The sequence below is a fragment of the Variibacter gotjawalensis genome, assembly GCF_002355335.1.
GTDB classification, from domain to species: Bacteria; Pseudomonadota; Alphaproteobacteria; order Rhizobiales; family Xanthobacteraceae; genus Variibacter; species Variibacter gotjawalensis.
This window is the reverse complement of record NZ_AP014946.1, coordinates 2768225-2792173: the sequence shown is the minus strand read 5'-3', so window position 1 is coordinate 2792173 and position 23949 is coordinate 2768225. Positions and strand designations below refer to the sequence as shown.

26 protein-coding genes are annotated in these 23949 nt (G+C 62.8%); 14 read left to right on the top strand and 12 right to left on the bottom strand.

The window, feature by feature from the left end; all coding sequences use genetic code 11:
• Positions 1-226: 226 nt before the first annotated feature.
• Positions 227-568, top strand: a complete 342-nt coding sequence (gene yidD / locus GJW30_RS13570; RefSeq protein ID WP_096356172.1) for a membrane protein insertion efficiency factor YidD — start codon at positions 227-229, stop codon at positions 566-568.
• Here yidD and GJW30_RS13565 read toward each other — a convergent pair.
• Entirely contained in the window at positions 555-3131 is a 2577-nt protein-coding gene (locus GJW30_RS13565; protein ID WP_130364476.1) for a hypothetical protein, read from the bottom strand. The two genes, yidD and GJW30_RS13565, sit on opposite strands and share 14 nt — an antisense overlap.
• A gap of 174 nt (positions 3132-3305) precedes the next feature.
• Between GJW30_RS13565 and thrS the strand changes: the two genes are divergently transcribed.
• The 5 genes from thrS to GJW30_RS13540 all read left to right on the top strand — a co-directional run bounded on the left by thrS (position 3306) and on the right by GJW30_RS13540 (position 8889).
• Positions 3306-5264 carry a threonine--tRNA ligase gene (gene thrS / locus GJW30_RS13560; RefSeq protein ID WP_172887641.1) on the top strand — a complete coding sequence of 653 codons (1959 nt, stop codon included), beginning with the start codon at positions 3306-3308 and terminating at the stop codon, positions 5262-5264.
• A gap of 238 nt (positions 5265-5502) precedes the next feature.
• The gene (locus GJW30_RS13555) at positions 5503-6114 is read left to right on the top strand and encodes a hypothetical protein (protein ID WP_096356166.1); all 612 of its coding nucleotides are present in this window, start codon (positions 5503-5505) and stop codon (positions 6112-6114) included.
• 3 nt (positions 6115-6117) lie between these two features.
• Positions 6118-6840: a hypothetical protein gene (locus GJW30_RS13550; protein ID WP_096356164.1), complete on the top strand. Its 723-nt coding sequence runs from the start codon at positions 6118-6120 to the stop codon at positions 6838-6840.
• 88 nt (positions 6841-6928) lie between these two features.
• Positions 6929-8212, top strand: coding sequence for an ArgE/DapE family deacylase (locus GJW30_RS13545; RefSeq protein WP_096356162.1), 1284 nt, complete (start codon positions 6929-6931; stop codon positions 8210-8212).
• On the top strand, positions 8212-8889 hold the full coding sequence (locus GJW30_RS13540) for an RraA family protein (protein WP_096356160.1): 678 nt from the start codon (positions 8212-8214) through the stop codon (positions 8887-8889). The genes GJW30_RS13545 and GJW30_RS13540 overlap by 1 nt, the downstream gene beginning before the upstream one ends.
• Before the next feature lie 16 nt (positions 8890-8905).
• Here GJW30_RS13540 and GJW30_RS13535 read toward each other — a convergent pair whose 3' ends face one another.
• The 3 genes from GJW30_RS13535 to GJW30_RS13525 all read right to left on the bottom strand — a co-directional run bounded on the left by GJW30_RS13535 (position 8906) and on the right by GJW30_RS13525 (position 10477).
• Positions 8906-9214: a hypothetical protein gene (locus GJW30_RS13535; protein WP_096356158.1), complete on the bottom strand. Its 309-nt coding sequence runs from the start codon at positions 9212-9214 to the stop codon at positions 8906-8908.
• A gap of 100 nt (positions 9215-9314) precedes the next feature.
• Entirely contained in the window at positions 9315-9914 is a 600-nt protein-coding gene (locus GJW30_RS13530; RefSeq protein WP_096356156.1) for a thiamine pyrophosphate-dependent enzyme, read from the bottom strand.
• Positions 9911-10477, bottom strand: a complete 567-nt coding sequence (locus GJW30_RS13525; protein ID WP_245408745.1) for a thiamine pyrophosphate-binding protein — start codon at positions 10475-10477, stop codon at positions 9911-9913. The genes GJW30_RS13530 and GJW30_RS13525 overlap by 4 nt, the downstream gene beginning before the upstream one ends.
• A gap of 166 nt (positions 10478-10643) precedes the next feature.
• Between GJW30_RS13525 and GJW30_RS13520 the strand changes: the two genes are divergently transcribed.
• The gene (locus GJW30_RS13520; protein ID WP_096356154.1) at positions 10644-11621 is read left to right on the top strand and encodes a Bug family tripartite tricarboxylate transporter substrate binding protein; all 978 of its coding nucleotides are present in this window, start codon (positions 10644-10646) and stop codon (positions 11619-11621) included.
• A 57-nt stretch (positions 11622-11678) separates the two neighbouring features.
• On the top strand, positions 11679-12221 hold the full coding sequence (locus GJW30_RS13515) for a DUF3617 domain-containing protein (protein WP_096356152.1): 543 nt from the start codon (positions 11679-11681) through the stop codon (positions 12219-12221).
• A gap of 141 nt (positions 12222-12362) precedes the next feature.
• Here the strand turns inward: GJW30_RS13515 and GJW30_RS13510 are convergent, their stop codons facing one another.
• Complete coding sequence (locus GJW30_RS13510; RefSeq protein WP_096356150.1) at positions 12363-13301, bottom strand: cobalamin-binding protein; 939 nt, start codon at positions 13299-13301, stop codon at positions 12363-12365.
• Between the two features lie 95 nt (positions 13302-13396).
• Between GJW30_RS13510 and GJW30_RS13505 the strand changes: the two genes are divergently transcribed.
• On the top strand, positions 13397-13933 hold the full coding sequence (locus tag GJW30_RS13505) for a YbjN domain-containing protein (RefSeq protein ID WP_157746758.1): 537 nt from the start codon (positions 13397-13399) through the stop codon (positions 13931-13933).
• Here GJW30_RS13505 and otsB read toward each other — a convergent pair.
• On the bottom strand, positions 13930-14769 hold the full coding sequence (gene otsB / locus GJW30_RS13500; RefSeq protein ID WP_096356146.1) for a trehalose-phosphatase: 840 nt from the start codon (positions 14767-14769) through the stop codon (positions 13930-13932). The two genes, GJW30_RS13505 and otsB, sit on opposite strands and share 4 nt — an antisense overlap.
• 208 nt (positions 14770-14977) lie before the next feature.
• On the opposite strand from otsB, the gene GJW30_RS13495 reads away from it, so the two are divergent.
• Complete coding sequence (locus GJW30_RS13495) at positions 14978-15442, top strand: Rid family detoxifying hydrolase (protein ID WP_283804843.1); 465 nt, start codon at positions 14978-14980, stop codon at positions 15440-15442.
• Positions 15443-15457: 15 nt separating this feature from the next.
• Here the strand turns inward: GJW30_RS13495 and GJW30_RS13490 are convergent, their stop codons facing one another.
• Positions 15458-16531 (bottom strand): hypothetical protein, encoded by a 1074-nt coding sequence (locus GJW30_RS13490; RefSeq protein ID WP_096356144.1) that lies wholly within the window; start codon positions 16529-16531, stop codon positions 15458-15460.
• Positions 16532-16677: 146 nt separating this feature from the next.
• Between GJW30_RS13490 and GJW30_RS13485 the strand changes: the two genes are divergently transcribed.
• From GJW30_RS13485 to GJW30_RS13475, 3 genes are read left to right on the top strand one after another with little or no spacing between them, the layout of a single operon-like run.
• Positions 16678-17247 (top strand): nitroreductase family protein, encoded by a 570-nt coding sequence (locus GJW30_RS13485; RefSeq protein WP_096356142.1) that lies wholly within the window; start codon positions 16678-16680, stop codon positions 17245-17247.
• Between the two features lies 1 nt (position 17248).
• Positions 17249-17848 (top strand): flavin reductase family protein, encoded by a 600-nt coding sequence (locus GJW30_RS13480; RefSeq protein WP_096356140.1) that lies wholly within the window; start codon positions 17249-17251, stop codon positions 17846-17848.
• Positions 17849-17861: 13 nt separating this feature from the next.
• On the top strand, positions 17862-18875 hold the full coding sequence (locus GJW30_RS13475; protein ID WP_096356138.1) for a patatin-like phospholipase family protein: 1014 nt from the start codon (positions 17862-17864) through the stop codon (positions 18873-18875).
• 37 nt (positions 18876-18912) lie between these two features.
• Here the strand turns inward: GJW30_RS13475 and GJW30_RS13470 are convergent, their stop codons facing one another.
• Both GJW30_RS13470 and GJW30_RS13465 read right to left on the bottom strand, forming a co-directional pair.
• Positions 18913-19758, bottom strand: coding sequence for a class I SAM-dependent methyltransferase (locus tag GJW30_RS13470; protein ID WP_096356136.1), 846 nt, complete (start codon positions 19756-19758; stop codon positions 18913-18915).
• Positions 19759-19792: 34 nt separating this feature from the next.
• On the bottom strand, positions 19793-20755 hold the full coding sequence (locus GJW30_RS13465) for a Bug family tripartite tricarboxylate transporter substrate binding protein (RefSeq protein ID WP_096356134.1): 963 nt from the start codon (positions 20753-20755) through the stop codon (positions 19793-19795).
• A 143-nt stretch (positions 20756-20898) separates the two neighbouring features.
• On the opposite strand from GJW30_RS13465, the gene GJW30_RS13460 reads away from it, so the two are divergent.
• Entirely contained in the window at positions 20899-21852 is a 954-nt protein-coding gene (locus GJW30_RS13460) for a LysR family transcriptional regulator (RefSeq protein WP_245408510.1), read from the top strand.
• Here GJW30_RS13460 and GJW30_RS13455 read toward each other — a convergent pair.
• The 3 genes from GJW30_RS13455 to GJW30_RS13445 form a co-directional block, all read right to left on the bottom strand.
• On the bottom strand, positions 21849-22427 hold the full coding sequence (locus GJW30_RS13455; RefSeq protein ID WP_096356130.1) for a dihydrofolate reductase family protein: 579 nt from the start codon (positions 22425-22427) through the stop codon (positions 21849-21851). The genes GJW30_RS13460 and GJW30_RS13455 overlap by 4 nt on opposite strands.
• 65 nt (positions 22428-22492) lie before the next feature.
• Entirely contained in the window at positions 22493-22924 is a 432-nt protein-coding gene (locus tag GJW30_RS13450; RefSeq protein WP_096358824.1) for a CBS domain-containing protein, read from the bottom strand.
• Between the two features lie 139 nt (positions 22925-23063).
• A complete protein-coding gene (locus tag GJW30_RS13445) occupies positions 23064-23816 on the bottom strand; it encodes a rhomboid family intramembrane serine protease (protein WP_245408509.1) in 753 nt (250 codons plus the stop codon).
• Between the last annotated feature and the right edge of the window lie 133 nt (positions 23817-23949).

Sequence of the window (23949 nt, the reverse complement as noted above, 5' to 3'; positions counted from 1 at the left end):
TTAGGTCAGCGCCGCTGCTCCATCATCGTTACGATTGCGTTGATAGCAAAAGCATTCTCGTCGCGAGCATCGCGCGCGGAAATCGCTGTGGCGGCTTCGTCACGCCTGCTACCGGAATGCAACAGTGGATGACAATCGTGCGACGGCGTACCGACGACGCCTCTTCCGCCGCAGTGCACGACCCGCGACTGCACTCTCACTCCCGACTTGTGATACCTGATCGCCGATGTGCGGATCATGCGAAACGCGACGACCGGCGATCCTGCGCGGGCCAGAATTTCTGGCGCGCGGGCTCGTGCGCGCCTACCGCCTTACCCTGTCGCCGTTGATCGGCTTCCACTGCCGGCATATGCCGACCTGCTCGGACTACAGCGAGCAGGTCTTCGCGCGCTTCGGCTTCTGGGCCGGCGGCTGGATGACGCTGGCGCGGCTCTGCCGTTGCCAACCGTGGGGTACGTCGGGCCTCGATTTTCCGCCGGCCGCCCTGCCCGAACGCTCGCGCTGGTACCTGCCCTGGCGTTACGGCCGCTGGCGCGGGACGAGAACGACTCCGTCTAATCCGGCGTGATCGGACAGGTTAGTCCGTCGCTCTTCTTGCCGTTCCTCAATTCGCACAGCAGCCGAGCCGTGTTCGCCTGCACGCACAGTTGGGCGTCGAGATAGGCCTGAACCGGCTGCGACATCCACCAGCTCATAGAAACATGCTCCAGCGTCGCCTCCTCTTTGATGTCGTGGCGGCAGAGCGGATTCTCGTTCCGCCGGAATGCCCGCTTGCGGCCCACCGCAACCGTCGTTGAAGCGATCAACGACAGCACATTGAATTCGTGGACGAAGTCGTGATTGTCGATCACCGAGCGCAGGTAGGCCGCATGGCCTTCCTCGTGGCCGGAGCGCACAGCCGTCAGCGCGCGGAAAATCGAGGTCACGCCGTCGAAAACCGAGCCTTCGCCGTCGTTCGGGATGTCCGGGCGGTCCGGTCCCAACTGCCGATCTTCGGCCCGGCGCGCGACGGGCTCGTTGACCACGCGGATAACGACCGGAAATAGACCGAACATGCGCAGTGCCTGGACTAGGTCGGCGGCCGTCGCGAGGCCATCGTTCTCGAAATAGCCGCCGTCGACGATGCGGTCGACGACATCGCCGGTGCGATCGCGAAGGTTGCCGTGCGGCGAGATCAACGGGAAACGCGCGCTCATCGTCGCGGCGGTCGAGAGGCGGATGTCCCGCGTCGTGTCGCGCGGGTCGTCCTGTTTCTGCGCGATGCCGCCTTTAGACATGCTGGTGACCGGCGGAGCCCACGCGCGGATCTCGTTCAAGTCGTGCGCCAGCGGAAACAACGGGACGAGTTGCTCCGGTTTCTTCGGATTGAAGAATTTGTCGCCGACGCGAATGTCGCTGACGATGATCCGCCGGCCCGCCGCGACGGACGTGCCGTTGATGAAGAGCAGCGGCAGCCAAGCGCCTTGGATTTGCTTCGGATCGGGATGCCAGCCGAAGGGCCGGCACAGTCCCGTTTTGTCAGCCGGCTCGGCTTTACCGCCGTTCACATTGCCGCAGCTGCGCGGTTCATTGTCGGCCGACGTCAGACGATGGTAACGGCGCTCGAACCCCTGCTCCAGCAACGCGGCGCGATCGTCCCAAAACGGCATTCCGCTGAGCGGCGAGCCGAGCGGAAAAGGATCGCGCACTGCGAGGCCGAGGAGCACCGGCGTCAGATAATCGCCGGCGAGAAGCACTTGGAAACAGTCACGCCAGGAGCGCGTCGCATCGTAGCCGGCTTCGCGCGGCCGACGGCCGTCAAAGCCGAACCACGAGCCTGTTCCCGATGCCGTGCATGGGGGTTTATCGGGGTCGCCGCGCTGCGCCGCATCGGCAAGTGCCGCGCGCACCGTAAGAGCGCCAACGGAGCCGCCGGAAACGGACGAGATCGCGAAGATCCGATTGCGGATATTTCCGTACTCGGCCTTCGTCGCCGGATTGCGGCCGAGATCCATCAGCGCGCCGACCACGCTCGCGGTGAGAAATGCGGCGCGGCTCGCGCCGCCCGCTCCCGCGATGATGATGGGGCGCGGACAGTCGGCGCCCGAACAGTTGTTTGCCACCATCCAGCGTTCGACCGCGGCGCGCGTTCCGATCTGGCGCTCCGGCCCCGTGACCGGCGTGTTCAGAGCCGATGCGTCGATCCAGCGGACATCGTGGAAGCGATCGAAGAACCACAGCAGCCCGGCGGAGAGCAGCACGAGCAGCAGCAACAGCGGCGTTCTCCAACGATGCGCCCAGAGCGCGAGCTCGCCGACCAGCAGCACGATGCTGCCGAACAAAAGCGGCGCGAAGAACAAGCGTGGCATCCAGCTCGCGACGATGTGCGGCTGAACGAGCGCAAAGATCAGCAGGAGGGTGACGACGCTGCGAAGCGCACCCAGCAGATATGACGAGCGTGACCCGTTCTCGCCCCGCGTCACATGCCGCAACGTGTCGACCGCTTCGCTGACCAGTGGCTTGGCGTGCGCCAGCAATGGCGGCTCAGGATTGCCGGGGCCCGGCGGAAGCCAGTCGCACTCCGTTCGCGGCCGCCACATCGCGCCTATATAGACGAAGGCGACGACAACGAGTCCGCCGATCAACCATTTCATCAACGCAACAGCGGCGGCGGCTTCCGGCAGATAAAGCGCAGTATTGAGGTTGGCCGCGGTGCGCGCCATCGCGCTCGCGATGAACACGAAGACCGCGAGGCCGAGGATGCGCGGGACGAGGACTGCGGGCACGAAGAACAAAATCTGCAACCGCAAGCGCGTCGTGTCGGAGAGCCCTGCTTCCGTGTGCGCTTCGGGCACCCAATAGTCCTGCTGCAGCGCGCGACGCGCCGACGCGTGGACGAGCCATGCCCAGCCGAACACGAAACCGAAGAATGCCAGCCACTGCCACCATCGCATTCCGAGGTCGGCGAAGAGATCGCGCGCCTGCGGCGTCGCTGCGAGAAGGTAGCCACCGCAGAACGCACTCGCGGCCGGCACGCGGCACACCCAAAAAACCCGTCCCCAGCGCCATAGTGTCTGCAGCCACCAGCCCGGATTCTGGAGCCAGATGACGAACTCATAGAGGGCCGAAATCACGCCTGCGACACGCGCCACCATGGGCCACCCGATTAAATAAGCGCTTGGAAGCAATGGCTCGACTTTATCACGCGCCCGGACGGACGCCGTCCTCCATTTTGTGGAGTTGAAATGATGCGTCAGGTCGGCTACTCGGACGCTTCATCCGCTTACCCGCGCTCGTTCGCGGGAGTGAGCAAACAGGAGCTGACGATGGTCGCTGTGAGCTTCCCGGACGGCGCACGCCGTGAATTTCCCGACGGCATTTCCGGTCTGGATATCGCGAAGGGCATTTCCCCCTCGCTCGCCAAGCGCACGGTTGCGATGGCGCTGGATGGGGTCGTTGCCGATCTCTCGGACCCGATCGATCAAGACGCCAAGATCGAATTCATCAACCGCGAGGACCCGCGTGCGCTGGAGCTGATCCGGCACGACGCCGCGCACGTGCTCGCCGAAGCCGTCCAGGCCCTCTGGCCGGGCACTCAGGTCACCATCGGCCCGGTGATCGAGAACGGCTTCTATTACGACTTCTTCCGCAACGAGCCGTTCACGCCGGACGACTTCGCCGCGATCGAAAAGAAGATGCGCGAGATCATCGCGCGCGATGCGCCGTTCACCAAAGATGTCTGGTCGCGCGAGAAGACGAAGCAGGTTTTTCGCGATAAGGGCGAGGCCTTCAAGGTCGAGCTGGTCGACGCGATCCCGGGCACCGAGCCGATCAAGATCTACAATCAGGGCGAATGGTTCGACCTTTGCCGCGGTCCGCACATGACGTCGACCGGCAAGGTCGGCAATGCGTTCAAGCTGATGAAGGTCGCGGGCGCCTACTGGCGCGGCGATTCCAACAATCCGATGCTGACGCGCATCTACGGCACCGCCTTTGCAAAGCAAGAGGAGCTCGACGCTTACCTCAACCAACTCGAGGAAGCCGAGAAGCGCGACCACCGGCGGCTCGGCCGCGAGCTCGACCTCTTCCACTTTCAGGAGGAAGGCCCGGGTGTCGTGTTCTGGCATGCGAAAGGTTGGAGCATCTTTCAGTCGGTCATCGCCTATATGCGCCGCCGCCTCGCGGGCGACTACCACGAAGTCAACGCGCCGCAGATGCTCGACAAGTCGCTGTGGGAGACGTCGGGCCACTGGGGCTGGTACCGCGAGAATATGTTCGCGGCTCAGTCCGCCGGCGACGAAGCCGAGGACAAGCGCTGGTTCGCCATCAAGCCGATGAACTGCCCGGGTCACGTGCAGATCTTCAAGCATGGCCTCAAGAGCTACCGCGAATTGCCGATCCGCCTCGCCGAGTTCGGCATCGTGCATCGTTACGAGCCGTCCGGCGCGATGCACGGGCTGATGCGCGTGCGCGGCTTCACGCAGGACGACGCGCATATCTTCTGCACGGAGGATCAACTCGAGGCCGAGTGCCTCAAGATCAACGACCTCATCCTCTCGGTCTATGACGACTTCGGCTTCGAGGGTGATCTCGTCGTGAAGCTGTCGACGCGGCCGGAGAAGCGCGTCGGTTCCGACGAAGCGTGGGATCACGCCGAGTCGGTTATGACGGACGTGCTCGGGCGGATCGCGCGCGACAACAATCGCATCAAGACCGAGATCAATCCGGGCGAAGGCGCGTTCTACGGGCCGAAGTTCGAATACGTGCTGCGCGATGCGATCGGGCGCGATTGGCAATGCGGCACGACGCAGGTCGACTTCAATCTTCCGGAGCGTTTCGGCGCGTTCTACATCGACGCGGACGGCAGCAAGAAGACGCCCGTGATGGTGCATCGCGCGATCTGCGGATCGATGGAGCGTTTCATCGGCATTCTGATCGAGCATCACGCCGGGCACTTCCCGCTCTGGCTGGCGCCGACGCAAGCCGTGATCGCGACGATTACGTCGGATGCGGACGACTATGCGCAGACGCTCGTTGCGGAAGCCAAGAAGCGCGGCCTGCGCGTCGATCTCGATCTGCGCAACGAGAAGATCAACTACAAGGTCCGCGAACACTCGCTCGTGAAGGTCCCGGCCCTGCTCGTCGTCGGCAAGAAGGAAGCCGCGGACGGCACCGTTTCGGTGCGGCGTCTCGGCAGCCAAGCGTCACAGACTGTGAGCTACGCGGAAGCGCTCGACGCGCTGGTTGCGGAAGCAACACCGCCGGATCTGCGGCACGCCCTATAAGACGCGACAATTTGTACGCGGCAAGGAAGCGCCCGCTGCGGCGCTTTTTTGTTGCGCGCTAAAACACCGTCCCATACTGTCGCGATATTATATTACTTTTTATTCGTCATTGCATTGGAGTGAGCCCGCACTGATGGGCGACGAAGCGGCCCCGCAATTTGCCGGAGCCCCGCATCTCACAACCCAAATGAATATGGCTCGCTCCCATTTCGATCGCATATTTTTGCACGGACATTTCATGGCATCGATCAATCGGAAGTTTTTCTTCGATCAAGTCCGCAACGATCTTTACGGCGGCACCCTGAAAGCCAAACAGGTCGAGGGATTGAGCGCCCTCCTCGACTATTGGGAAACGAAATATCCGAAGAAGGACGATCGGTGGCTCGCCTACGTGCTCGGCACAGCCTTTCACGAAGTCGACAAGAAGATGCAGCCGATCAAAGAATACGGCAGCGACGCTTACTTCATGAAGCGCTACGACAAGTCGGGCAACAACCCGCAACTTGCGGCGGCGCTTGGCAATACCGAAGTCGGCGACGGCAAGAAGTTTCCGGGTCGCGGCTTTGTCCAGCTCACCGGCCGGGCCAACTACACGGATTGGAAAGCGCGCCTCAACGTCGACCTCGTCGGCAGTCCCGATCTCGCGCTCCAGCTCGATGTCGCCACGAAGATCATTTTCGACGGAATGGTTCTCGGCACCTTCACGGGTAAGAAGCTCGCCGATTACTTCAATACGACCGCCGACGATTGGTACAATGCACGGCGGATCGTGAACCGGCTTGACAAGGCAACGATCATCGAGGGTCACGCAAAACGCTTTTACGCCGCGATCTCGTATACGACGGCTTGAACGATGCGCATCCGATCCATCTGGGCCGTTACCATTGCAGTCGCGATTGCGTCTGCCGCAAGCCCGGCCGTCGCTTCCGACTTGCCGAGCGGTCCGGCCGATTGGACATGCGGCAAGCAGATCACGCTCACGAAAAAATCGGCTCGCGCGCTGATGAAGGATGCATCCTACGAGGGCGACACCGTCGGCAAGAACGCCTTCATGGTGCTGCAAACGTCGGTCGATGCGGGCGGCGTGTCGCTGCTAGTCAAACGCGGGAATGACTGGCGCGCGTACGGTGTCCAAAGCGGCGGAGGGCTTCAAGCTGTGCGCTACGACCGGAAATCCGGCACCGTCATCGTATTCTCGATGCTGTCGCGCGAAGGTCCGGGCCAAAGCTTCACGGTGCTGACGGCGCAAGATGACCTAACCAGCATCGCGTGCGCCGATATTCGGTTTCCGGACGAACTCAACGACCCGGTGTATGCCGGGGAATACGTCGACTTTTCGGATTTCAACGTGGATGCGGTCGGCAAAGGCGCCCTCATCGGGCGCGCCACATTCGAGCGAAACGGCGCCGAGGTGAAGCGCATCTATCGGTGGTCGACGCCGGATCGCGGGCGTACCTGGAGCAAGCCCGAAACTCTCGAGCAAGAACCCGGACCGCTTCTGGGATCGCTCGTCGTCGCGCCCAAGGCCTCAAGCGTTCTTGTGGCGCAAGCAAAACGCTTCTGGAAAATCCGATAGCGCTCAAGCGAGATGCGGGGACTCGACGATTTGACCCCGGCGGCACCACCCGGCACAGTCCTGGCAAACGAGCCAGGACCAATTCCGCATGACACTCTCGCCTGCCCTTCGTGACAAAATCATCCAAGCGGTCGAAGACGGCTTCTCCGAACAAGTTGCTTTTACGCAGGAGATGGTGCGCCACCCGTCGACGCGCGGGAATGAGCACACGATGCAGGATTTCATGTTCCGCGCGATGCGCGATCGCGGTATGGCGATGGATCGCTTCGCGATGGATCGCGATGCGATCTCGGCGCATCCGGGCGGGTCGAAATTTTCCGACACGCATTCGGACGCGCCGATCGTCGTCGGCATCAACCGGCCGAAGAACGACGTTGGCCGCTCGCTGATCATGCAAGGCCACGTCGACGTCGTGCCTACCGGGCCGACCGCGATGTGGACGCATGGACCCTTCGATCCGGTGATCGACGGCGACTGGATGAATGGCCGCGGCGCCTGCGACATGAAGGCGGGCTGCGCCGGCAACATCTTCGCACTCGACGCGCTGCGCCGGGCCGGCGTGCGCCCGGCCGGCACCGTCTACGTTCAGTCCGTGGTCGAGGAAGAGTCGACCGGTAACGGCGCGTTGATGACTCACCTGCGCGGCTACAAGGCCGACGCTGCGCTCATCCCGGAGCCGATGGCGGAGGAAGTCACCAGCGCGAATATAGGCGTGCTGTGGTTCACGCTCGATGTCGAAGGCCATCCGGTCCACGTGCGCGACATGGGCACCGGCGTCAACGCGATCGACAAGGCGTTCCGTGTCATCGCGGAGCTGCGCAAACTCGAGGAAGAGTGGAACGCGAAGAAGAGCGACGATCCGGATTTCAAGGATCATCCGCATCCGATCAATCTCAACATCGGCAAAATTGTCGGCGGCGATTGGGCATCGTCCGTGCCGTGCTGGACGCATGTCGATTGCCGCATCTCGATCCTGCCCGGCACGCACGCGGCCGATGCGGCGCGCGAGATCGAGCAGCGCATCGCGGCCTTCGCGCGCAGCGACAAAGCCTTCGCCAACACGCCGCCGAAGATCACGTTCAACGGCTTCTTCGCCGAAGGCTATCGCCTGAAGCCCGGAAGCGAAGCCGAGGCGACCCTCGGGCGTGCGCATGAGGCCGTGTTCGGCCGGCCGCTCGGCCGCGGCGTGTCGACCGCGTATCTCGATGCGCGGGTCTATGCGCTCTACGACAAAATTCCGACGCTGAATTACGGCTGCAAGGGCGAAAACGTGCACGGCTACGACGAGCGCGTCAGCCTCAAGTCCGTCAAGGATACGACCAAGGCGATGGCGTTGTTCGTCGCCGAGTGGTGTGGCACGGAGACTATCTGATGGTGCCGGACACCAAAGACCTCCCCGCCCTCACGGCTTTCGTCCGCGAGAACATGTTCGTCGCACTGATCTCGGATGTGCTCGACAGTCTCGGGCATCGCAATCAGGCGCTGCCGTCGCGCATTCGTCCGCTCGACGAAGAGACGGTGCTGTTCGGCCGCGCGCGCACCGGCATCTATCGCGACGTCTACGACGTGCCGACGGATCGCAATCCCTACGAGCTCGAGATCAAACTCGTCGACGATCTCAAGTCCGGCGATGTCTGCGTGCTCGCCTGCGGAAGCTCGGGTCGCATTGCGCCGTGGGGAGGTTTGCTAACGACCGCGTCGCTCGCGCGCGGTGCAGCGGGTTGTCTCACCGACGGACAGGTGCGCGATATCCGCGCCATTCGCGTCGCGGGCTTTCCGGTGTTTCACGGCGGCATCTCGCCGCTCGATTCGAAAGGTCGCGGCGAAGTCGTCGCGATCGACGTGCCGGTGCAGATCGCCGGCGTCGATGTGCGGACGAACGATCTTGTCTTCGGCGATGCGGATGGTGTGGTGATCATTCCGCAAGCGATAGAGCGCGAAGTGTTCGCGGCGGCTGCGGAGAAACTTCAAGGAGAGAACCGCACCGAAGAAGCGCTTCGGCGGGGGGAAAGCCTCGCGGACGTTTTCGCCCGCGAGGGAATTCTCTGATCAGACCGCGGCCCGATTACCAGTAGTAACGACGACGGCGCCAGTAGCGGCGGCGCACGACGTAGTAGCGGCGGCGCACGTAGTAACGGCGATAGCGGCGGCGGCGATAGTAGTAGTACTGGCTCGAGACTTCATCCATCGGCTGCTCGGCAGCGGCGACTTCCTGCGGCTGCTGTTCGGCAGCGGCTTCGGTCTTCGGCTCGTGCGGGGTCGGCGTGAGTGCCTGCTCGGTCAGCCCGAGTGCTTCTGCCTTGGACGCGGCAGCTGCGAAGGCCGCGACGGCCGGCAGTGCTACGAGTGCAGAGAGAAAAGATCGTCTATGCATAGTCCTGTTCCTCAGTTCTTTTTTATGCCGCGCCCCTGTCCCGAACGGGACAATAACGCAACAGTTCCACTCGTAGACGGCAGCTTTGTGACGGCCGCCTTCAAGCCAGGTGCGCCTCCGCGCCCAGGATCGCCTCACGCATCCGATTTTTCAAGTGCGCTCCTTCACTTGGCGGCAAAACCAGCGGCAATTTCTCAGGATCGATCTTAACGACCGCGAATAAAGGTCCCTCGCCGTTGTGCACCGCATCGCGGAGTTTCTTAACCTCGTCGGTGGTCTGGACCAGCCGCGTGTCCGGGAACCCGGCCGCCTTGGCCATGCCGACCAGGTCCACCCCAAAGCGCGTGTGGGTCTCCTGCATGCCGGTTTCTCCGTAGTGCTCGTTGTCGAGCACGATGACGGAGAGGTTCTTCGGCTTCTGCACCGCGATGGTGGCAAGCGAGCCGATCCCCATCAGCATCTCGCCGTCGCCCGTAATCACGGTGACGCGCTCCTTCGGCTGCGCCAGAGCGAGCCCGAGCCCAATCATGGCGGCGCCGCCCATGCCGCCCCAAAGCGGCATCGTGCGCGGATGATCGCCCGCGGCGGTGACGTCCCAAGCAGAGGCGCCAAGCCCCGCGATGCACAGCAGATCGCCGCGATCGCGCAGCAATTCGCCGACCACCGCCCGGCGGCGGAGCAGGTTCGATCCTTTTGTCATCCCTTGGTCAGCTCCTTGAAGTCCTTCGCGCCGAGCACGTTCTGGCCGATCAGCGCCGCGACTGGACGGCTCGAATTGAATGCAAGCTTCGCGGCGGCCTGAACCACGTCAGGCAGGCTCTCCGCCGTGTCGGCGCGCAGCACGATCGTGCCGACGGCTTCGAGCGCGGCGCGCGTGCCTTGCCCCATCGGGATTTGCCACGGATTGAACTCGCCGAACTCGCCGCGCATCGTGACGATCATCAGCAACGGGATGTGGCACACGGTCGAGAGCGACAGCATGTTGATGCAGTTGCCGACGCCGCTCGATTGCATCAGCAGAACGCCGCGCTCGCCGCCGAGCCACGCGCCCATCAGTTGCCCGATGCCTTCTTCTTCCGTCGTAAGGCGGACGGTTTTCATCTCCTTGTCGGCGAGACAATGACGGATGAGCTGCGTGTGTCCGGCGTCCGGCACGTAAGCGACTTGCTTGACGTCGTAGCTCTTGAGGAGGGCATGCAGTTTGTCGGGCCACCCCGCCGTGAATGCGGCTTTGGTGTCCGGATTGATCGCTGGACTCGGCAACGCTGTTCGCCTCCCGGTTCTTGTTGTTGGGCGATGATAGGACGCGTTCGTGGCGAGATACAATGCGCCGCAATGCATGGCGGATGCGCCATGCGGCAAGCCGCCGGTTGCGCCGCGCCGATAAATCGGCAAGTTCGGCGGAATAAGAACAAGCCGGGGTTTTGCCATGTCTTCTCGCCTCTCGCGCCGCACAGTCGTTGCTGCGCTTTCGCTCTCGCCCTTCATCGCGACGAAAAGTTTCGCTCAGAGTTACCCGACGAAGCCGATCCGCTTCGTCGTGCCGTATCTCGCGGGCGGAACGACGGACCTCGTCGCGCGAGTCGTCGGCGAGAAAGTCGGCGCGAAGCTCGGCCAGCCGGTCGTCGTCGAGAACCGGCCGGGCGCCGGCGGCAATATCGGCATGGATGCCGTCGCGAAGGCTGAGCCGGACGGGCACACGATCGGCTTCGGCGCGATCTCGACCAATGCGCTCAACCCGCACATCTACAAGGCCGTGCCGTTCGATCCGCGCAAGGACTTCACCGCCGTGAGCCTGCTCGGCACCTCGACGATCGTGCTCGAAGTCGGGCCGAGCGTTCCGGTGAAAAACGTCGCGGAGTTCATCGCCCACGCGAAAGCCAATCCGGGCTTGCAATACGGCACCGCCGGCAACGGCACGTCGATGCATCTCGCCGGAGTACTGTTCGCGCAGATGACCGGAACGCAGATGACGCATGTCGCGTATCGCGGCAGCGCGCCCGGCATCAACGACATGCTGGGCGGTCACCTCGGCGCGATGTTCGACAACCTGCCGGCGTCGCTGCCGCATATCAAAGCCGGCAAACTAACGGCGCTCGCGGTCGCCAGCTCGGCGCGCTCGCCCGCCCTGCCCGACGTTCCGACCGTCGCGGAGGCCGGCCTGCCGGGTTACGCGGTCGAGCCGTGGTTCGGCGTCTACGGTCCGGCGAAGATGCCGCCCGCCGTTACGGCAGCGCTCAATGCCGCTTTCGTCGAGGCGCTGGGCCTGGCTGAAGTGAAGGACAAACTCTCGCAGGCCGGGTTCAATCCGAAAAGTTCGTCCGCAGCGGAGCTGGAGGCGCTGACCCAGTCCGAATACGAGAAGTTCGGCAAGGTCGCCCGCGACGCCAAGATCACGGTTGAATAAGGCGTATTGCGGCCATCTTGCGGGCTAGACTGCCGCTGAAATCGAATCGGAGTTCTCATGATCCGCACCGCTCTCACGATGGCCTTTGCGCTTGCCGGCACCGTATCGTTCGCATCGGCGCAGGCGCTCGATCTGCCGCCGCGTAAGCCCGGCCAGTGGGAGGTCAAGATCGAGTCGCAGAAGCCTGCGGGCGCTCCCGCGATGGCGATGCAGGCTTGCATCGACGCGGCGACCGACAAGGAGTTGATGGAGTTCGGCCTTCGCATGGGCAAGGACAAATGCCAGCGTTTCGAAATGAAGCGCGAGGCCGGCAACATCGTCATCGACGCAACGTGCAAGGTGGGTCCGGTCGCGAGCACGACCCGCACCATCATCTCGGGTGATTTTCAATCCGCCTACAATGTGAAGATCGACGGTACGACCACGATGAGCGCGCCCGGCATGCCGTCTGGCCCGCAACCGATGCAGATGACGCAAGCCGGCCGTTGGGTCGCCGCGACGTGCGGTGGCGGCATGGTGCCGGGTGACATTCAGATGCAGGGGCTGCCGAAGATGAACATCAAGCAGCTCAAGCAACTCGCGCCGATGCTCGGACTCTAATTTTGTAGCCCGGATGAGTGAGGCGGCGCGCGCAGCGTGGTCGCCGAACGACATCCGGGAAGCCGCAAGTGCCGCTCCCGGATATCGCGAACGCTTCGCGTTGCTCATCCGGGCTACGGGTCTCAATCCGGCCTCGTAGACCTAAGCGGCGAGCGCCGTCTGCAGCGAAATCCAGCCTGTGCCGCGGTGACCGAAGTCGACGCGGTCCGGATGGAAAACCTCGGCGATGATTTCGGCCGACTCGACGAGACGCGGTCCCGGCCGATTAAAGTAATGATGACCGTCGATGATCGCGACGCGGCCGTCGCGCACGGCGCGGAGTGACGACCACTCGGGACGGTTCGTCAGCGCGGGAAGATCGCGCAGCGCCTGATCGATGCGGAAGCCGCACGGCAGGACCAGGATGACTTCCGGATCGGACGCGACGAGAGCGTCCCACGCCATGTAGGGGGAATGCTGGCCCGCATGCGCGAAGAGGCTTTCGCCACCCGCGATTTGGATGAGCTCCGGCATCCAATTGCCGCCCGCCATCAATGGATCGATCCACTCGATCGCGGCAACGCGTGGGCGCTCGGCGCCGGCAACGCGTCGATTAAGAGCCACGAGCCTCGCCTGCAAGTCGGCAACGACGGCCTCGGCACGATCGCGGACGCCGAGCGCATCGCCGACGCGGCGGATGTCGCCCCAGACATCGCCGAGATCGTTCGGCTCGACGGAGAGAATGCGCGGCGCAAGGCCGGTCCATTCACAGACAGCGTCGTCCAGATCGCGCGGCGTCACGGCGCAGACTGCGCATTGCGTCTGCGTGACGATGAAGTCGGGCTTGAGGTCGCGCAGCAGTCCGGCGTCAACGTCGTAAACCGAGAGCCCGGACTCGACGATTTCCTTGACGCGTTTGTCGATCTCGCCGGATGCCAGACCCTGCTTGAGTTTGGTCGAGCTGACGGGTGGCAGGCGCTCGATCTCGGGCGGAAAATCGCACTCGTGCGAGCGGCCGACGAGGTTGTCTTGAAAACCGAGCGCAACGACGATCTCGGTCGCGCTCGGCAGCAAAGAAACAATGCGGGGTGACTCGGACATAGGCCCTTCCCTACACGCCGCGCCGCGCGGAAGCCACCCTTGTCCGGGCGTGCCGTCGCGGTATCATGCGCGCGGAAATTGAGGGAGATAGAGAAATGCGCTCGTATGCGTCGCTTGCCGCCGTGCTGGGTCTTTGCCTGTTCGCTTCGCCGCTCGTGGCTCAGCCGCAAATCCAGCAGCCGAGTTCTCCCGGGCAGCCGGCGCAACAGCCCGCTGCGGGCGGCGGTGCGCTCATCAACAACGTCACGCCCGAACAGACTGCCGAAGTCTTGAAGGCCGCTGGGTATTCGGACGTCGAGGTCTACACGGCGCAGAGCGGCACCAAGCACGCCTCCGGAAAAACCCAGGGCATTCTGGTGTCGGCGATCCACCAGAACTGTAACGAGGGATCCTGCGCGGTCGTCGTCTTCTTCGTGAATTTTGGCAAGCAGGACTCGGTCGATGCCGCATACATGAACGCGTGGCACAACGAGAAGCTCTACAGCCGCCTTTATCTCAACAACGGCAATCTGTTTTTCACGTGGTCGGTGTTTCTCGGCGACACGTCGATGAGCCACCTGCGCCGCTCCGCCGCGATCTACTCGAACCTCCTGAAGGATCTGCAGACGTTCAAGCCATCCAGCGCCAACTAGGACACCGAGATCGCGTTGCCGCGCTGGAGTTCGTACAGCCAGTGACGAACTTCGCGCGGCGTCGCGAATGTGCCTTCCGTGAAGTTGAGATCGCGGCCGACCGAGTAACCGATCCCGTTGAACTCGCCGAGCATCGAGAAGACGCTCTCGTCGGTGACGTCATCTCCGAGGAAGATCGGCTTGCGGCCTTTGAACGGCGGCACTTCCATCAGTGCGCGCACCGCGACGCCTTTATTGAATGCGCGTGGCTTGATCTCGAACACGGCTTTGCCGGGCAGCACCTCGACAGCGTCAGCGGGGAAGTCAGCGCAGATGCGTTCGATCTCGCTGCGGATGTACTCCTCCTGCTCCGGTGCCAAACGATAATGGAGCGCGAGCGAATACTTCTTGCCCTCGGCGAGAACGCCCGGCGTGTTCGTCGCAATGCCGAGCAAACGATTGCGCAGCTCCGGATCGATCGGCGCGGCCGTCGCGCTCAGTACCTGCCCGGGAGCGAGACGGTTTTCCGCACCATGACCGCCGATGCAGGCGACGTTGAGCGGCGAAAACAGGATGTCGAGATGTTCGAGCGGACGTCCGCTGACGAGGCACAGCGCGCCGCCCAGCTTGTCGCGCAGCTTCGACAATGTGTGTTTGAGACTTGGCGGAACATGCACGTCGAGCGGCGTCGGGCCAAATTCGATGAGCGTTCCATCGACGTCGAGAAGGATCGCATTCGCCGCATGATCGAAGTCGTCGGCGCTCATGGGCCGGCGCGACTTTTTCAACGATCCGGGCGGCTCTTCCATCGTGACGACTTGAAGCTCTTTTTCCGGCAGAGTCAGTATTTGATGCATAACCTACTTCACCGCGTGCTTCGAAAAGTGCGCGGTTTGTTCCCAGTGAGATTCGATAGTCATTAGTATAACGTCCCGCGCGGCAGATCGTTCGCTACTGAATCACCGCTACATGACGCCGCATTGACGCATAATCCGTGCCAATCCTACGCTCCAGATCGCCGCAAGTCGCGGTTTTTCTTGAGTTTTCGTTTGAGAGGGCACGGTCGTGAAGAACAATCAGAAGACGATCCTCGCGTTGGCCACGGTTTTGGCCATTGCGGTCGGCGGCAGCGCGATGGCGCAGGCTCTGAAGAAAGATGTGATCTCGACGCCGAAAGCGCCAGAGGCGATCGGTCCCTACTCCCAAGCCATCAAGGTCGGCAATACGGTCTATCTCGCGGGACAGATCGCAATCGATCCGGCGACCAAGCAGGTGCTCGCCACCGCGAGCATCGAAGACCAGACGACGCTCGTGCTCAACAATCTCAAAGCCGTCCTCGAAGCCGACGGCATGACGATGGACAACATCGTCTCGACCTCGGTCTTCATGAAAGACCTCAATGAATTTCCGAAGATGAACACGGTCTACGCGACGTTCTTCAAGAGCGCGCCCCCGGCCCGTGCAACGGTCGAAGTCGCGCGTCTGCCGCGCGACGTGAAGATCGAGATCTCGGCGATTGCCGTGAAGTAATACGCAGCGCGCGCGTCAGCGGGCAACCATTTCGATTTCCTGGTCCGAGCCGGCTTGGACCTTGAATTCGCGATTGTAGACCTTGCCCTCGGCGCGCGCGATCGCGACGTAATCGCCTTCCGCCAGCACGACGCGCGGGAACGCGCCGATCGATTCCTTGATCACGTCGCCGCCGGGCGTCAGCACCGACCACGCCGTGTTGGCGAGCGCTTCGCCGCCCGCCTCCGAGACGAGCTTCAGCGTCACGGCGGCGGCGCGATGCTGCACGGACGCTTCGGTCAGCTTGCCGGCTTGCACGCGCACGTCGGCGCGGAGCACGGCGTTGCCGTCGCCGTAGTTGGAGACGATGTAGTACTCACCCTCCGGCAGAACGAGCAGCTCGCCGGCCGCGATATCGGACGCAATGGCGCGCTGCGAGTTGCCGTCGAACTGACTGCCTTTGAAGAGATCGAAGGTCACGCCGCTCGCGATCTTGCTCTCGCCGACCTTGCCCTGCACCTGCAGGCCACCGACCGACAATTCGAACACTTCGCGCACCGTGTTGGTCTGCACCTGCACGCGCTTCGCAGCACTCGCGAGCCCGATCGCAACATGGACGATGTAGCCGCCGGGCGGCAGCGTGAAATTCGGGTTGGCGCCCTTGTCCTCGCGCAGCATGCGGAATTGACCGGTCGCGTCCGGCTTATCCGGATAGACGCGCCACTGCAGGCCGCCACCGATCGGGCCACCGTCGCGCCCGAAGCGCGCGGCGACTTGAATGCCGCCGAGCTGCGGCGGGATGACGGACGGCGCTGCCTGTTGTTGCTGCGGCGGCGGCGGAGCTGCCGGAATTGCGGCAGCGGGCGGCGGTGCTTGCGGCGCGCCCGGCGGGGGCAGCGGCGGCGCACTCGGTGCCGCGGCAGGCGGTGCTGCCGGTGCCGGAGGCGTGACGCCCGGGATTTCGCCCGGCGGGCGTGGATCGGCTGACGGCTCCTGCGCGGACGCGCCGGAGGAGAATAACGAACGCAGCGATTGCGCCTCTGCCGAGGGGCTGAGTGCGAGCAAAATCAGGGCTGCGGCCGGGGCGACCATCCCCGTCTTGTTCTTCATCCGGATTCCATCGTCTGAAATCACGGCGAATTCAAGCCTTCCGGCCAACCCTCCGCTTCGGCCGGACCTGCACTTTCCGGGGACCAGACCCTATTTGTCAGGCCGGATGCCCCGTGCTACCGGCGATCACCCAGCCAAGGATCCTTATGACCACCGCTTTGGAACTCCTACAAAAACGCCGTTCGGTGAAGCCCGCCGAGCTGGTCGCCCCTGCCCCGACACCGGAGCAGATTGAGACGCTGCTGACGATTGCCTCCAGAGTGCCGGACCACGGCAAACTGACGCCTTGGCGCTTCATCATCATCGATGGCGCGGCGCGCGATGCGGCCGGCACGATCGTGCGCGATGTCTTCAAGTCGAAGAACGAGGACGCGGACGACGCACGGCTCGAAATCGAGCGCACGCGATTCTCACGCGCGCCGCTGGTCATCGCGGTGGTGAGCGCCGCCGCTCCGCACGTGAAGATCCCAGAGTGGGAGCAAGTGCTCTCGGCCGGTGCCGCGACGATGAACCTCGTCACCGCTGCGCATGCGCTCGGCTTCGCGGCGAATTGGATCACGGAGTGGTACGGCTACGACGAAGAGGTGCTCAAGCGCTTCGGCCTGAAGCCGGGCGAACGCATCGCGGGCTTCGTGCATATCGGCACCGCCGCGCGTCCGCCGGAAGATCGTCCGCGCCCGGCGCTTGCCGACATCGTCACTCACTTCAAGGCTTGAGATGTTTTACGAACCGCTGAAGCGCAACCACGGCCTGCCGCACGATCCGTTCAAGGCGATCATCGCACCGCGACCGATCGGCTGGGTCACGACGATGGGCAAGAGCGGCGCGATCAATCTCGCGCCCTACTCGTTCTTCAACGGCTTTGCGTCGTTCCCGCCGATCGTCGGCTTCTCCAGCGAAGGCCGCAAGGACTCGCTCGAATTCGCCGAGGAAACGAAGGAGTTCGTCTGCAATCTCTCAACATACCCGCTGCGCGATCTGATGAACGCGACGGCCGCGACGATGCCGCGCGGGGTTTCCGAAATGGAAACGGCCGGCATTGAGCCCGCCGCCTGCAATCTCATCAAGCCACCGCGCGTCGCGGCGAGCCCGTGCGCGCTCGAATGCGTTTATTTGCAAACCGTTCAGCTTACCGACAAAGACGGCAAGCAACTCGACACCTATCTGGTGCTCGGACAGGTGGTCGGCGTGCACATTAACGACAGCTTCATCAAAAACGGACTTGTTGATACGGCAGCCATGCAGCCGTTAGCGCGCTGCGGGTATCATGACTACGCGGTCGTCAACGAGGTGTTCTCGCTGAAGCGTCCGCGCTAGGAGCAGTTCTCGCGTGTTCGATTTCTTTCTCGGCAAGAACAACAACAAGACGACCGAGGTTGGCGAGACACCGGACTCGGTTGTCCCGACCGACGAAAGTGCGCGTGCACCTCTGCGGCCGACCATCGCGTTGGCGCTCGGTGGCGGCGCCGCGCGCGGCTTCGCGCATATCGGCGTCATCCGCACACTGATGGCGAAAGGTTTTGTGCCCGACGTCATCACGGGCACTTCGATCGGCGCCGTCGTCGGCGCAATGTATGCGGCCGGACATCTCGACGCCTTCGAGGAATGGGCGCGCGGCCTCACGCGCCGCACGGTTTTCGGCTATCTCGATTTTGCGTTTTTCAGTTCCGGATTGCTGCGCGGCGATCGGCTCGCGCAGCGCATCACCACACAGATCGGCGATCTGGCGAGCGAAGATCTTCCGGTCCGTTTCGCGGCGATCGCAACCGAGGTCGGCACCGGTCACGAGATCTGGCTGACGCGCGGACCGCTGGTCGACAATCTGCGCGCTTCTTACGCGCTGCCCGGCATCTTCATGCCGGTGTTGATCGGACAGCGCTGGTTGGTCGACGGCGCGCTCGTCAATCCGGTTCCGGTATCCGCCGCACGCGCGCTCGGCGCACGCCTCGTCGTTGCGGTCAATCTCAACAGCGATCTGTTCGGACGCGGCACGACGATCTCGAACTTCAATCCGGCAGACACCGACGAAGACTGGATGGTGAAGCTGCGCAGCCGTCACGGCGTGCCGCGCTCGCCGGAGGATGTCGCGAAGCGCCAGGCGATCGGCACCGCGCAGCGTCCGGGATTTTCGGCCGTGATGCTGGAAGCGTTCAACATCATGCAGGACCGCATCACGCGGGCGCGGCTTGCGGGCGATCCGCCGGATGTCTCGATCAACCCGCGTCTCGCCAACGTCGGATTGCTGGATTTTCAAAGCGCCGCCGCGGCGATCGATGCCGGTGCGGAAGCCGCCGAGCGCGCGCTCGCGCCGATCGAAGAAGCGCTCGCCGCGCTGTCAAGCTAACCCCAAGCACTGCGGCGACGGGTGACGCTTGATTTGCCTAAGAGGTTGCCGCCGAGACAAGCCACAAGCCGACATGCAGGCCGTTGCCGTCCGCGCCGATCTTTTCGGCGAGCGCGCTGCGCACTGCCTCGATGGCACGCGCTCGTTGCTCGCCTGAGGCCTTATCGAGAAGCGCCGGAAGCGGCCCTGCTTGCGTGATGAACGCCATGCTTTGATCAATGTCTTTGCCGTGGATTGGCACATCGGTGGCTTGAAGCACAATGTCGCGGAAGCCGGACTCGGAGAGGATGCCGCGTAAGCGATCTTCGCGCGCAAACGAAAACATGCCCGGCGCTGTCGGATCCGCCGGCGGCTGCGGCGGCACATGCGGCCGCGCGGCCTCGATCGGCACACGAAACCACGGAGACTCCTGCATGCTGCGAAAACAGACGAACACGAGTCTCCCGCTTGGCTTCATGCTGCTGCGGATATTCGTGAACGCTTTGATAGGGTCTTCGAAAAACATCACGCCGAACCGCGAATAGACGAGGTCAGCCCACCGCGGTTCGAAAGCGTAACTCGTCGCATCGGCCAGGGCGCACGATGTGTTTGTAAGTTTCGCCTCTGCGGCGCGATGCCTTGCAAGGTCGAGCATCGGCACCGAGACATCAACGCCCAACACAGCGCCTGATGGCCCAACGGTTTTTGCAATTTCGAAAAGCGTATCGCCAGTGCCGCATCCGATATCGATCGCACGCTCGCCCGTCTTCAATGCGGCGGCATCTAAACTGACGCGAGTGACGGAGGCGAAGACGTCACTGATGATGGCCTGCTGCGAAACCCAGGCGTGACCCATCGTGCTGTTCCAAAAGTCAACGCCACGGAGATTTGGTGACGGCGTCATTGGGCGGCTCTCTCGTTTCGAGTAGGCTTGCTGCTCATTGCGGTTTCAGTCCGATTGCCTTGACCAATTCTGCATTGACGGAGATGTCCCTTGCGACGAGTTCATCAAATTCTTTCGGCGTCATCACCATCGGATCGAAGCCCAGGGCAGCCAGCTTGTCCCGCACTTTGGGCTCCTGCAAAGCCCTCATCGTCTCGCGGTGGAGCTTTTCGACGATCTCGCTCGGCGTCTTGAGCGGCACGAAAAGTCCAAACCATGTTGGATACTCGGCGCTCTTGAAGCCGGATTCCTCAGTGGTCGGCACCTCGGCAAGCGCTTCGGAACGCCTGAAGCTGTTCACGGCAAGCGCAGTGAGCTTGCCGTCTCGGATCTGAGGAAGAGCAGCCCCGATAGCCACGAAGTAAAAGTCGACCCGTCCCGTGACCACCTCGGTCATCGCTTCAGGACCGCCCTTGAACGGGATATGCACGGCCTGCACTTTGGCGCTGAGCCGGAACCGCTCCGCGCTGAGATGCGAACCAGTCCCGGCGCCGATCGAAGCGAAGTTGAACGAGCCCGGCCTCGCATGGGCTGCGGCGACAAAATCGCGGGCCGTTTTGAACCCACGGTCGGGGGGCACCACCAAGACGAACGGCGTAGTGCCGAGCGGCGCGACAGCCGCGAAATCCCGCGATGGATCGTAGCTCAAGTTGGGATAGAGCGAAGGCGCGATAGCGTGCGCGGATGAGGTCACCAGAATGGTGTAACCATCGGGATCTGACTTAGCGACAAGTGTGGTCCCGATCGTCGCCCCTGCCCCAGGACGGTTTTCAACGACAATGCTTTGACCGAGCTGCGTTGCGAGCTGCTCGAACACGATCCGCGGAACGATGTCTAAAAGGCTCCCGGCCGCGACTGGAACGATCGCCTTTATGGGTTTCGCCGGCCACGGTTGAGCGTTCGCGTCGAAAGTTGCCAGGCCTAGAACGAACGGCAAGATCATCCAACGATGCTTCATGTCGTCCCCGCAATTTACAGGCCGGCGCCGCGTTGCTTTTCACGCGGGACATTTGTGGGACAGCTGTCGGCGCACGTCCAATACATAGATGCTCTGTTCAACTATGCCGTTTCGGCATAAACAAAGTCATGGACTTCCGACGTGTGCGCACATTCGTCACCGTGGCTGAACTCGGGACTGTCTCCAAGGCAGCCGTGCACCTTCGCGTTGCCCAACCTGCGCTATCCCGGCAAATCGGCGACCTCGAGCAAGAGCTTGGTTTCAAACTTTTCGACCGCGTTGGACGCCGCCTATTGTTGACCGGCGAAGGCGAGCAACTCCTCAACGATTGTCGCGGCTTATTGAATTACGCCAGCGCCGTAAACGAGCGAGCGCAGCTGCTTCGCCGGGGGCACACTGGCGTTTTGAAGGTGGCGGGCTCACCGCAAATGATCGAGAGCGCATTCTCAAATTTTCTGCCGCGCTACGCCAAGCGGTACCCCGACGTTCAGGTCAAGTTGATCGAGGCAATTGGAGCCGACACGCTTGCGATGCTCGAACGTGGTGAGGTTCACCTTGGTCAGCATATGGCTCACGCCGTACAGCCGGGCGATCGGCGTTTCGCAAGCCATCCGCTGGAACCGGTTGAACTCCTCGCCGCCTGCCATCCTTCGATGCCCATTGCCAAGAGTGACGCGATCGACATTAAGCGCTTGGCACCCTATCCGTTACTCTTAGAGGATCCTGCATTCGTTATTCGGCGGCTTTTCGATGCGGCCTGTCGGCTCGCCAGCTTGCAGCCGAACATTATGTTCGAGAGCCGAGCACCTCACACTTTGCTGGCTATGGCGGAAGCCGGCCAAGGCGTGGCGGTTATTCCATCTGCCTTGCGAACGCATCGATACAAGGTGCGAATTGTCGGCATTACTCATCAGAGCAAACCGCTACGCCAACCGCTCGTCATCTTTTGGGATAAGCGCCGTCCGCTGCCACGATATGCCACGGCCTTTTGCGAGATGTTCGCCGAGCATGTTTCTGAGGTCTTTCCGATCACACGACCGTCCATAATCAAGGTAGACGCTGGGCAGCACAGGCGAGTTCGCAGAAAGCCAGGCTAATCCTGACTTCCGCTTTTCACCGTTGAGCGTCGATAGTGCACGGCAATGACGCCGTTGCTGAGTGGCTTTGCCGAAACCAATTCCAGCTTTCGCGTGCTCGGCAAGCCGCTCTCGTACAGTGTCGGGCCGTGGCCCGCGATCCTCGGGTGAACGAGGAACTTGTATTCGTCGATCAAACCCAGCCGATCGAGTTCAGCCGCGAGCGTGACGCTGCCGAGCAGCACTCCTGCGGGAGTAGCGTCTTTAAGCTTCTGCACGCCCGTTCGCAGATCACCGGCGATGTGGTGGCTGTTGTTCCACGGAAAGTCGCTCCGCTGCGACGACACCACATATTTCGGCTTGGCATCCAGCTTGACCGCCCATTCGCGCAGCCGCGGCGGTGCCTCACCCTCGCCGCGGGCGACCGCCGGCCAGTAGCTCTCCATCATCTCGTAAGTGACGCGGCCCCACAGCATCGCCCCGCTCTCGTTCATGAGGCGGGTGAAGAATGCGTGTGTCTCGTCGTCGGCGATTCCGACTTGGTGGTCGACACAGCCGTCCAAGGTGACGTTGGTGCTGAAGATCAGAAGTCCCATGCTGTAAGCATACAACGTCCGACCCCGCAGTCACGCGGACGGCTGTGCCTTGTGGGAGCAGAACGCTACGCCGTAGCGATGTACTCGCGCATCGCGTTGTGCTCGTTCTCCATCTCTTCGAGACGCATCTTCACGACGTCGCCGATCGAGATCACGCCGATGAGCCGTTCCGACTCGACCACCGGCATGTGGCGGAAGCGGCCTGCCGTCATCCGCTCCATGATCATGTTGAGCGTATCGTTCTCGCCGCAGGTCACGACCTTGCGCGTCATCGTCTGATCGACGCGTTTGTCGAGCGCGCTCGCTCCTTCGGCTGCGAGTGTGCGCACGATGTCGCGTTCGGAGAGAAGACCGGCGACGCGATCGCCGACACTCGTCACGATGATCGCGCCGATGCGCAGTTCACTTAAGAGTTTGGCGGCCTCGGCCAATGTTGCCGAAGGCTCAATCGTTGCAACCTTCGAACCTTTGGTCGCCAAAATAGCTTTTACCGTCATCGGGCATATCCTCCATTGCGCTGCACGCCGGAGTAAACCGCGATAGCCCACCGGGCTTCCGGCGCGCGACGGCCAAAAGCGGCCGTGCGTCATCATCCGCCGAGATCGCGATTGCCGCAAGACGCTACGCCTGCGGCACTTAGTGCTCTTTGGCTTGGATTATGTTGCGGCGCGGCACAGGATCGAACAGCGAGAACAACAGCAAACCGGCGAGGAAGCCGCCGATGTGTGCCTGCCACGCAATGCTTTGTCCCTCGCCGACCATCGAGAATGACGAGATGCCGAAGATGAGATTGAGGCCGAACCACACGGCAAGGAACATCAGCACGCGCGGCTCGCGCAGCACTTCGAGCAGACGCTTCGCCGGCATCCGGTAGTCGTTGTCGTTCGCCGCCCGCATCATCGCGAGCGGCCCACCGGCTTGGAAAACGAATCGCACTGCCGCGGCCATGCAACCGGACACCGAAGCCGACGCGCCGACCATCGGCCAGAAATCTCCGGCATTGGTCGCAAGATGCAGCGCTGCGCCCGCGGCTGCCGTCACGGTGAAGAAGGCGATGAATCGAATAGCTCCGAAGCGGCGTGCGACTGCGCTGCCGAAGGCGAGGAACCAGATCGCGTTGAGACCGAGATGCGTCCAGTCGCCGTGGATGAATGCATAGGTGACGAAAGACCAGACCTGCGCGCCGACGCCGCCTGGCCAGATACCGCCGACTTCTTTGAGCACTGACGGATCGTAACGCGCGGGGAAGAAGGCGAACTCGAGCAGGAAGGTCCGGTCCTGCTGTGAGGTCAGTCCATACTGCCGAACGACGTGCACGAGCACCATCGCGGCGATGGTGAGAAGCACAACGGCGGGGATGTTGAAGATCGGCTCGCGCGATCGCTGCAAGAAGGCCTCACGTCACCGCGGCCGATGCCGCGTGTTATTCCGAGGCGCGGTGTGAGCGAAAATCGCTTCAGCGTCAAATCGTGGCGTTATCGCAAGCGGGCCGGCTGCCGTGGAAGCAGGGTCGCTCTCTCAA

Excerpts from the sequence above, each read along its gene's own strand:
- yidD (WP_096356172.1), top strand. The coding sequence starts at position 227 with ATGTGCGGATCATGCGAAACGCGACGACCGGCGATCCTGCGCGGGCCA.
- thrS (WP_172887641.1), top strand. The coding sequence starts at position 3,306 with ATGGTCGCTGTGAGCTTCCCGGACGGCGCACGCCGTGAATTTCCCGAC.
- GJW30_RS13555 (WP_096356166.1), top strand. The coding sequence starts at position 5,503 with ATGGCATCGATCAATCGGAAGTTTTTCTTCGATCAAGTCCGCAACGAT.
- GJW30_RS13550 (WP_096356164.1), top strand. The coding sequence starts at position 6,118 with ATGCGCATCCGATCCATCTGGGCCGTTACCATTGCAGTCGCGATTGCG.
- GJW30_RS13545 (WP_096356162.1), top strand. The coding sequence starts at position 6,929 with ATGACACTCTCGCCTGCCCTTCGTGACAAAATCATCCAAGCGGTCGAA.
- GJW30_RS13540 (WP_096356160.1), top strand. The coding sequence starts at position 8,212 with ATGGTGCCGGACACCAAAGACCTCCCCGCCCTCACGGCTTTCGTCCGC.
- GJW30_RS13535 (WP_096356158.1), bottom strand. The coding sequence starts at position 9,214 with ATGCATAGACGATCTTTTCTCTCTGCACTCGTAGCACTGCCGGCCGTC.
- GJW30_RS13530 (WP_096356156.1), bottom strand. The coding sequence starts at position 9,914 with ATGACAAAAGGATCGAACCTGCTCCGCCGCCGGGCGGTGGTCGGCGAA.
- GJW30_RS13520 (WP_096356154.1), top strand. The coding sequence starts at position 10,644 with ATGTCTTCTCGCCTCTCGCGCCGCACAGTCGTTGCTGCGCTTTCGCTC.
- GJW30_RS13515 (WP_096356152.1), top strand. The coding sequence starts at position 11,679 with ATGATCCGCACCGCTCTCACGATGGCCTTTGCGCTTGCCGGCACCGTA.
- GJW30_RS13510 (WP_096356150.1), bottom strand. The coding sequence starts at position 13,301 with ATGTCCGAGTCACCCCGCATTGTTTCTTTGCTGCCGAGCGCGACCGAG.
- GJW30_RS13505 (WP_157746758.1), top strand. The coding sequence starts at position 13,397 with ATGCGCTCGTATGCGTCGCTTGCCGCCGTGCTGGGTCTTTGCCTGTTC.
- otsB (WP_096356146.1), bottom strand. The coding sequence starts at position 14,769 with ATGCATCAAATACTGACTCTGCCGGAAAAAGAGCTTCAAGTCGTCACG.
- GJW30_RS13490 (WP_096356144.1), bottom strand. The coding sequence starts at position 16,531 with ATGAAGAACAAGACGGGGATGGTCGCCCCGGCCGCAGCCCTGATTTTG.
- GJW30_RS13485 (WP_096356142.1), top strand. The coding sequence starts at position 16,678 with ATGACCACCGCTTTGGAACTCCTACAAAAACGCCGTTCGGTGAAGCCC.
- GJW30_RS13480 (WP_096356140.1), top strand. The coding sequence starts at position 17,249 with ATGTTTTACGAACCGCTGAAGCGCAACCACGGCCTGCCGCACGATCCG.
- GJW30_RS13470 (WP_096356136.1), bottom strand. The coding sequence starts at position 19,758 with ATGACGCCGTCACCAAATCTCCGTGGCGTTGACTTTTGGAACAGCACG.
- GJW30_RS13465 (WP_096356134.1), bottom strand. The coding sequence starts at position 20,755 with ATGAAGCATCGTTGGATGATCTTGCCGTTCGTTCTAGGCCTGGCAACT.
- GJW30_RS13455 (WP_096356130.1), bottom strand. The coding sequence starts at position 22,427 with ATGGGACTTCTGATCTTCAGCACCAACGTCACCTTGGACGGCTGTGTC.
- GJW30_RS13450 (WP_096358824.1), bottom strand. The coding sequence starts at position 22,924 with ATGACGGTAAAAGCTATTTTGGCGACCAAAGGTTCGAAGGTTGCAACG.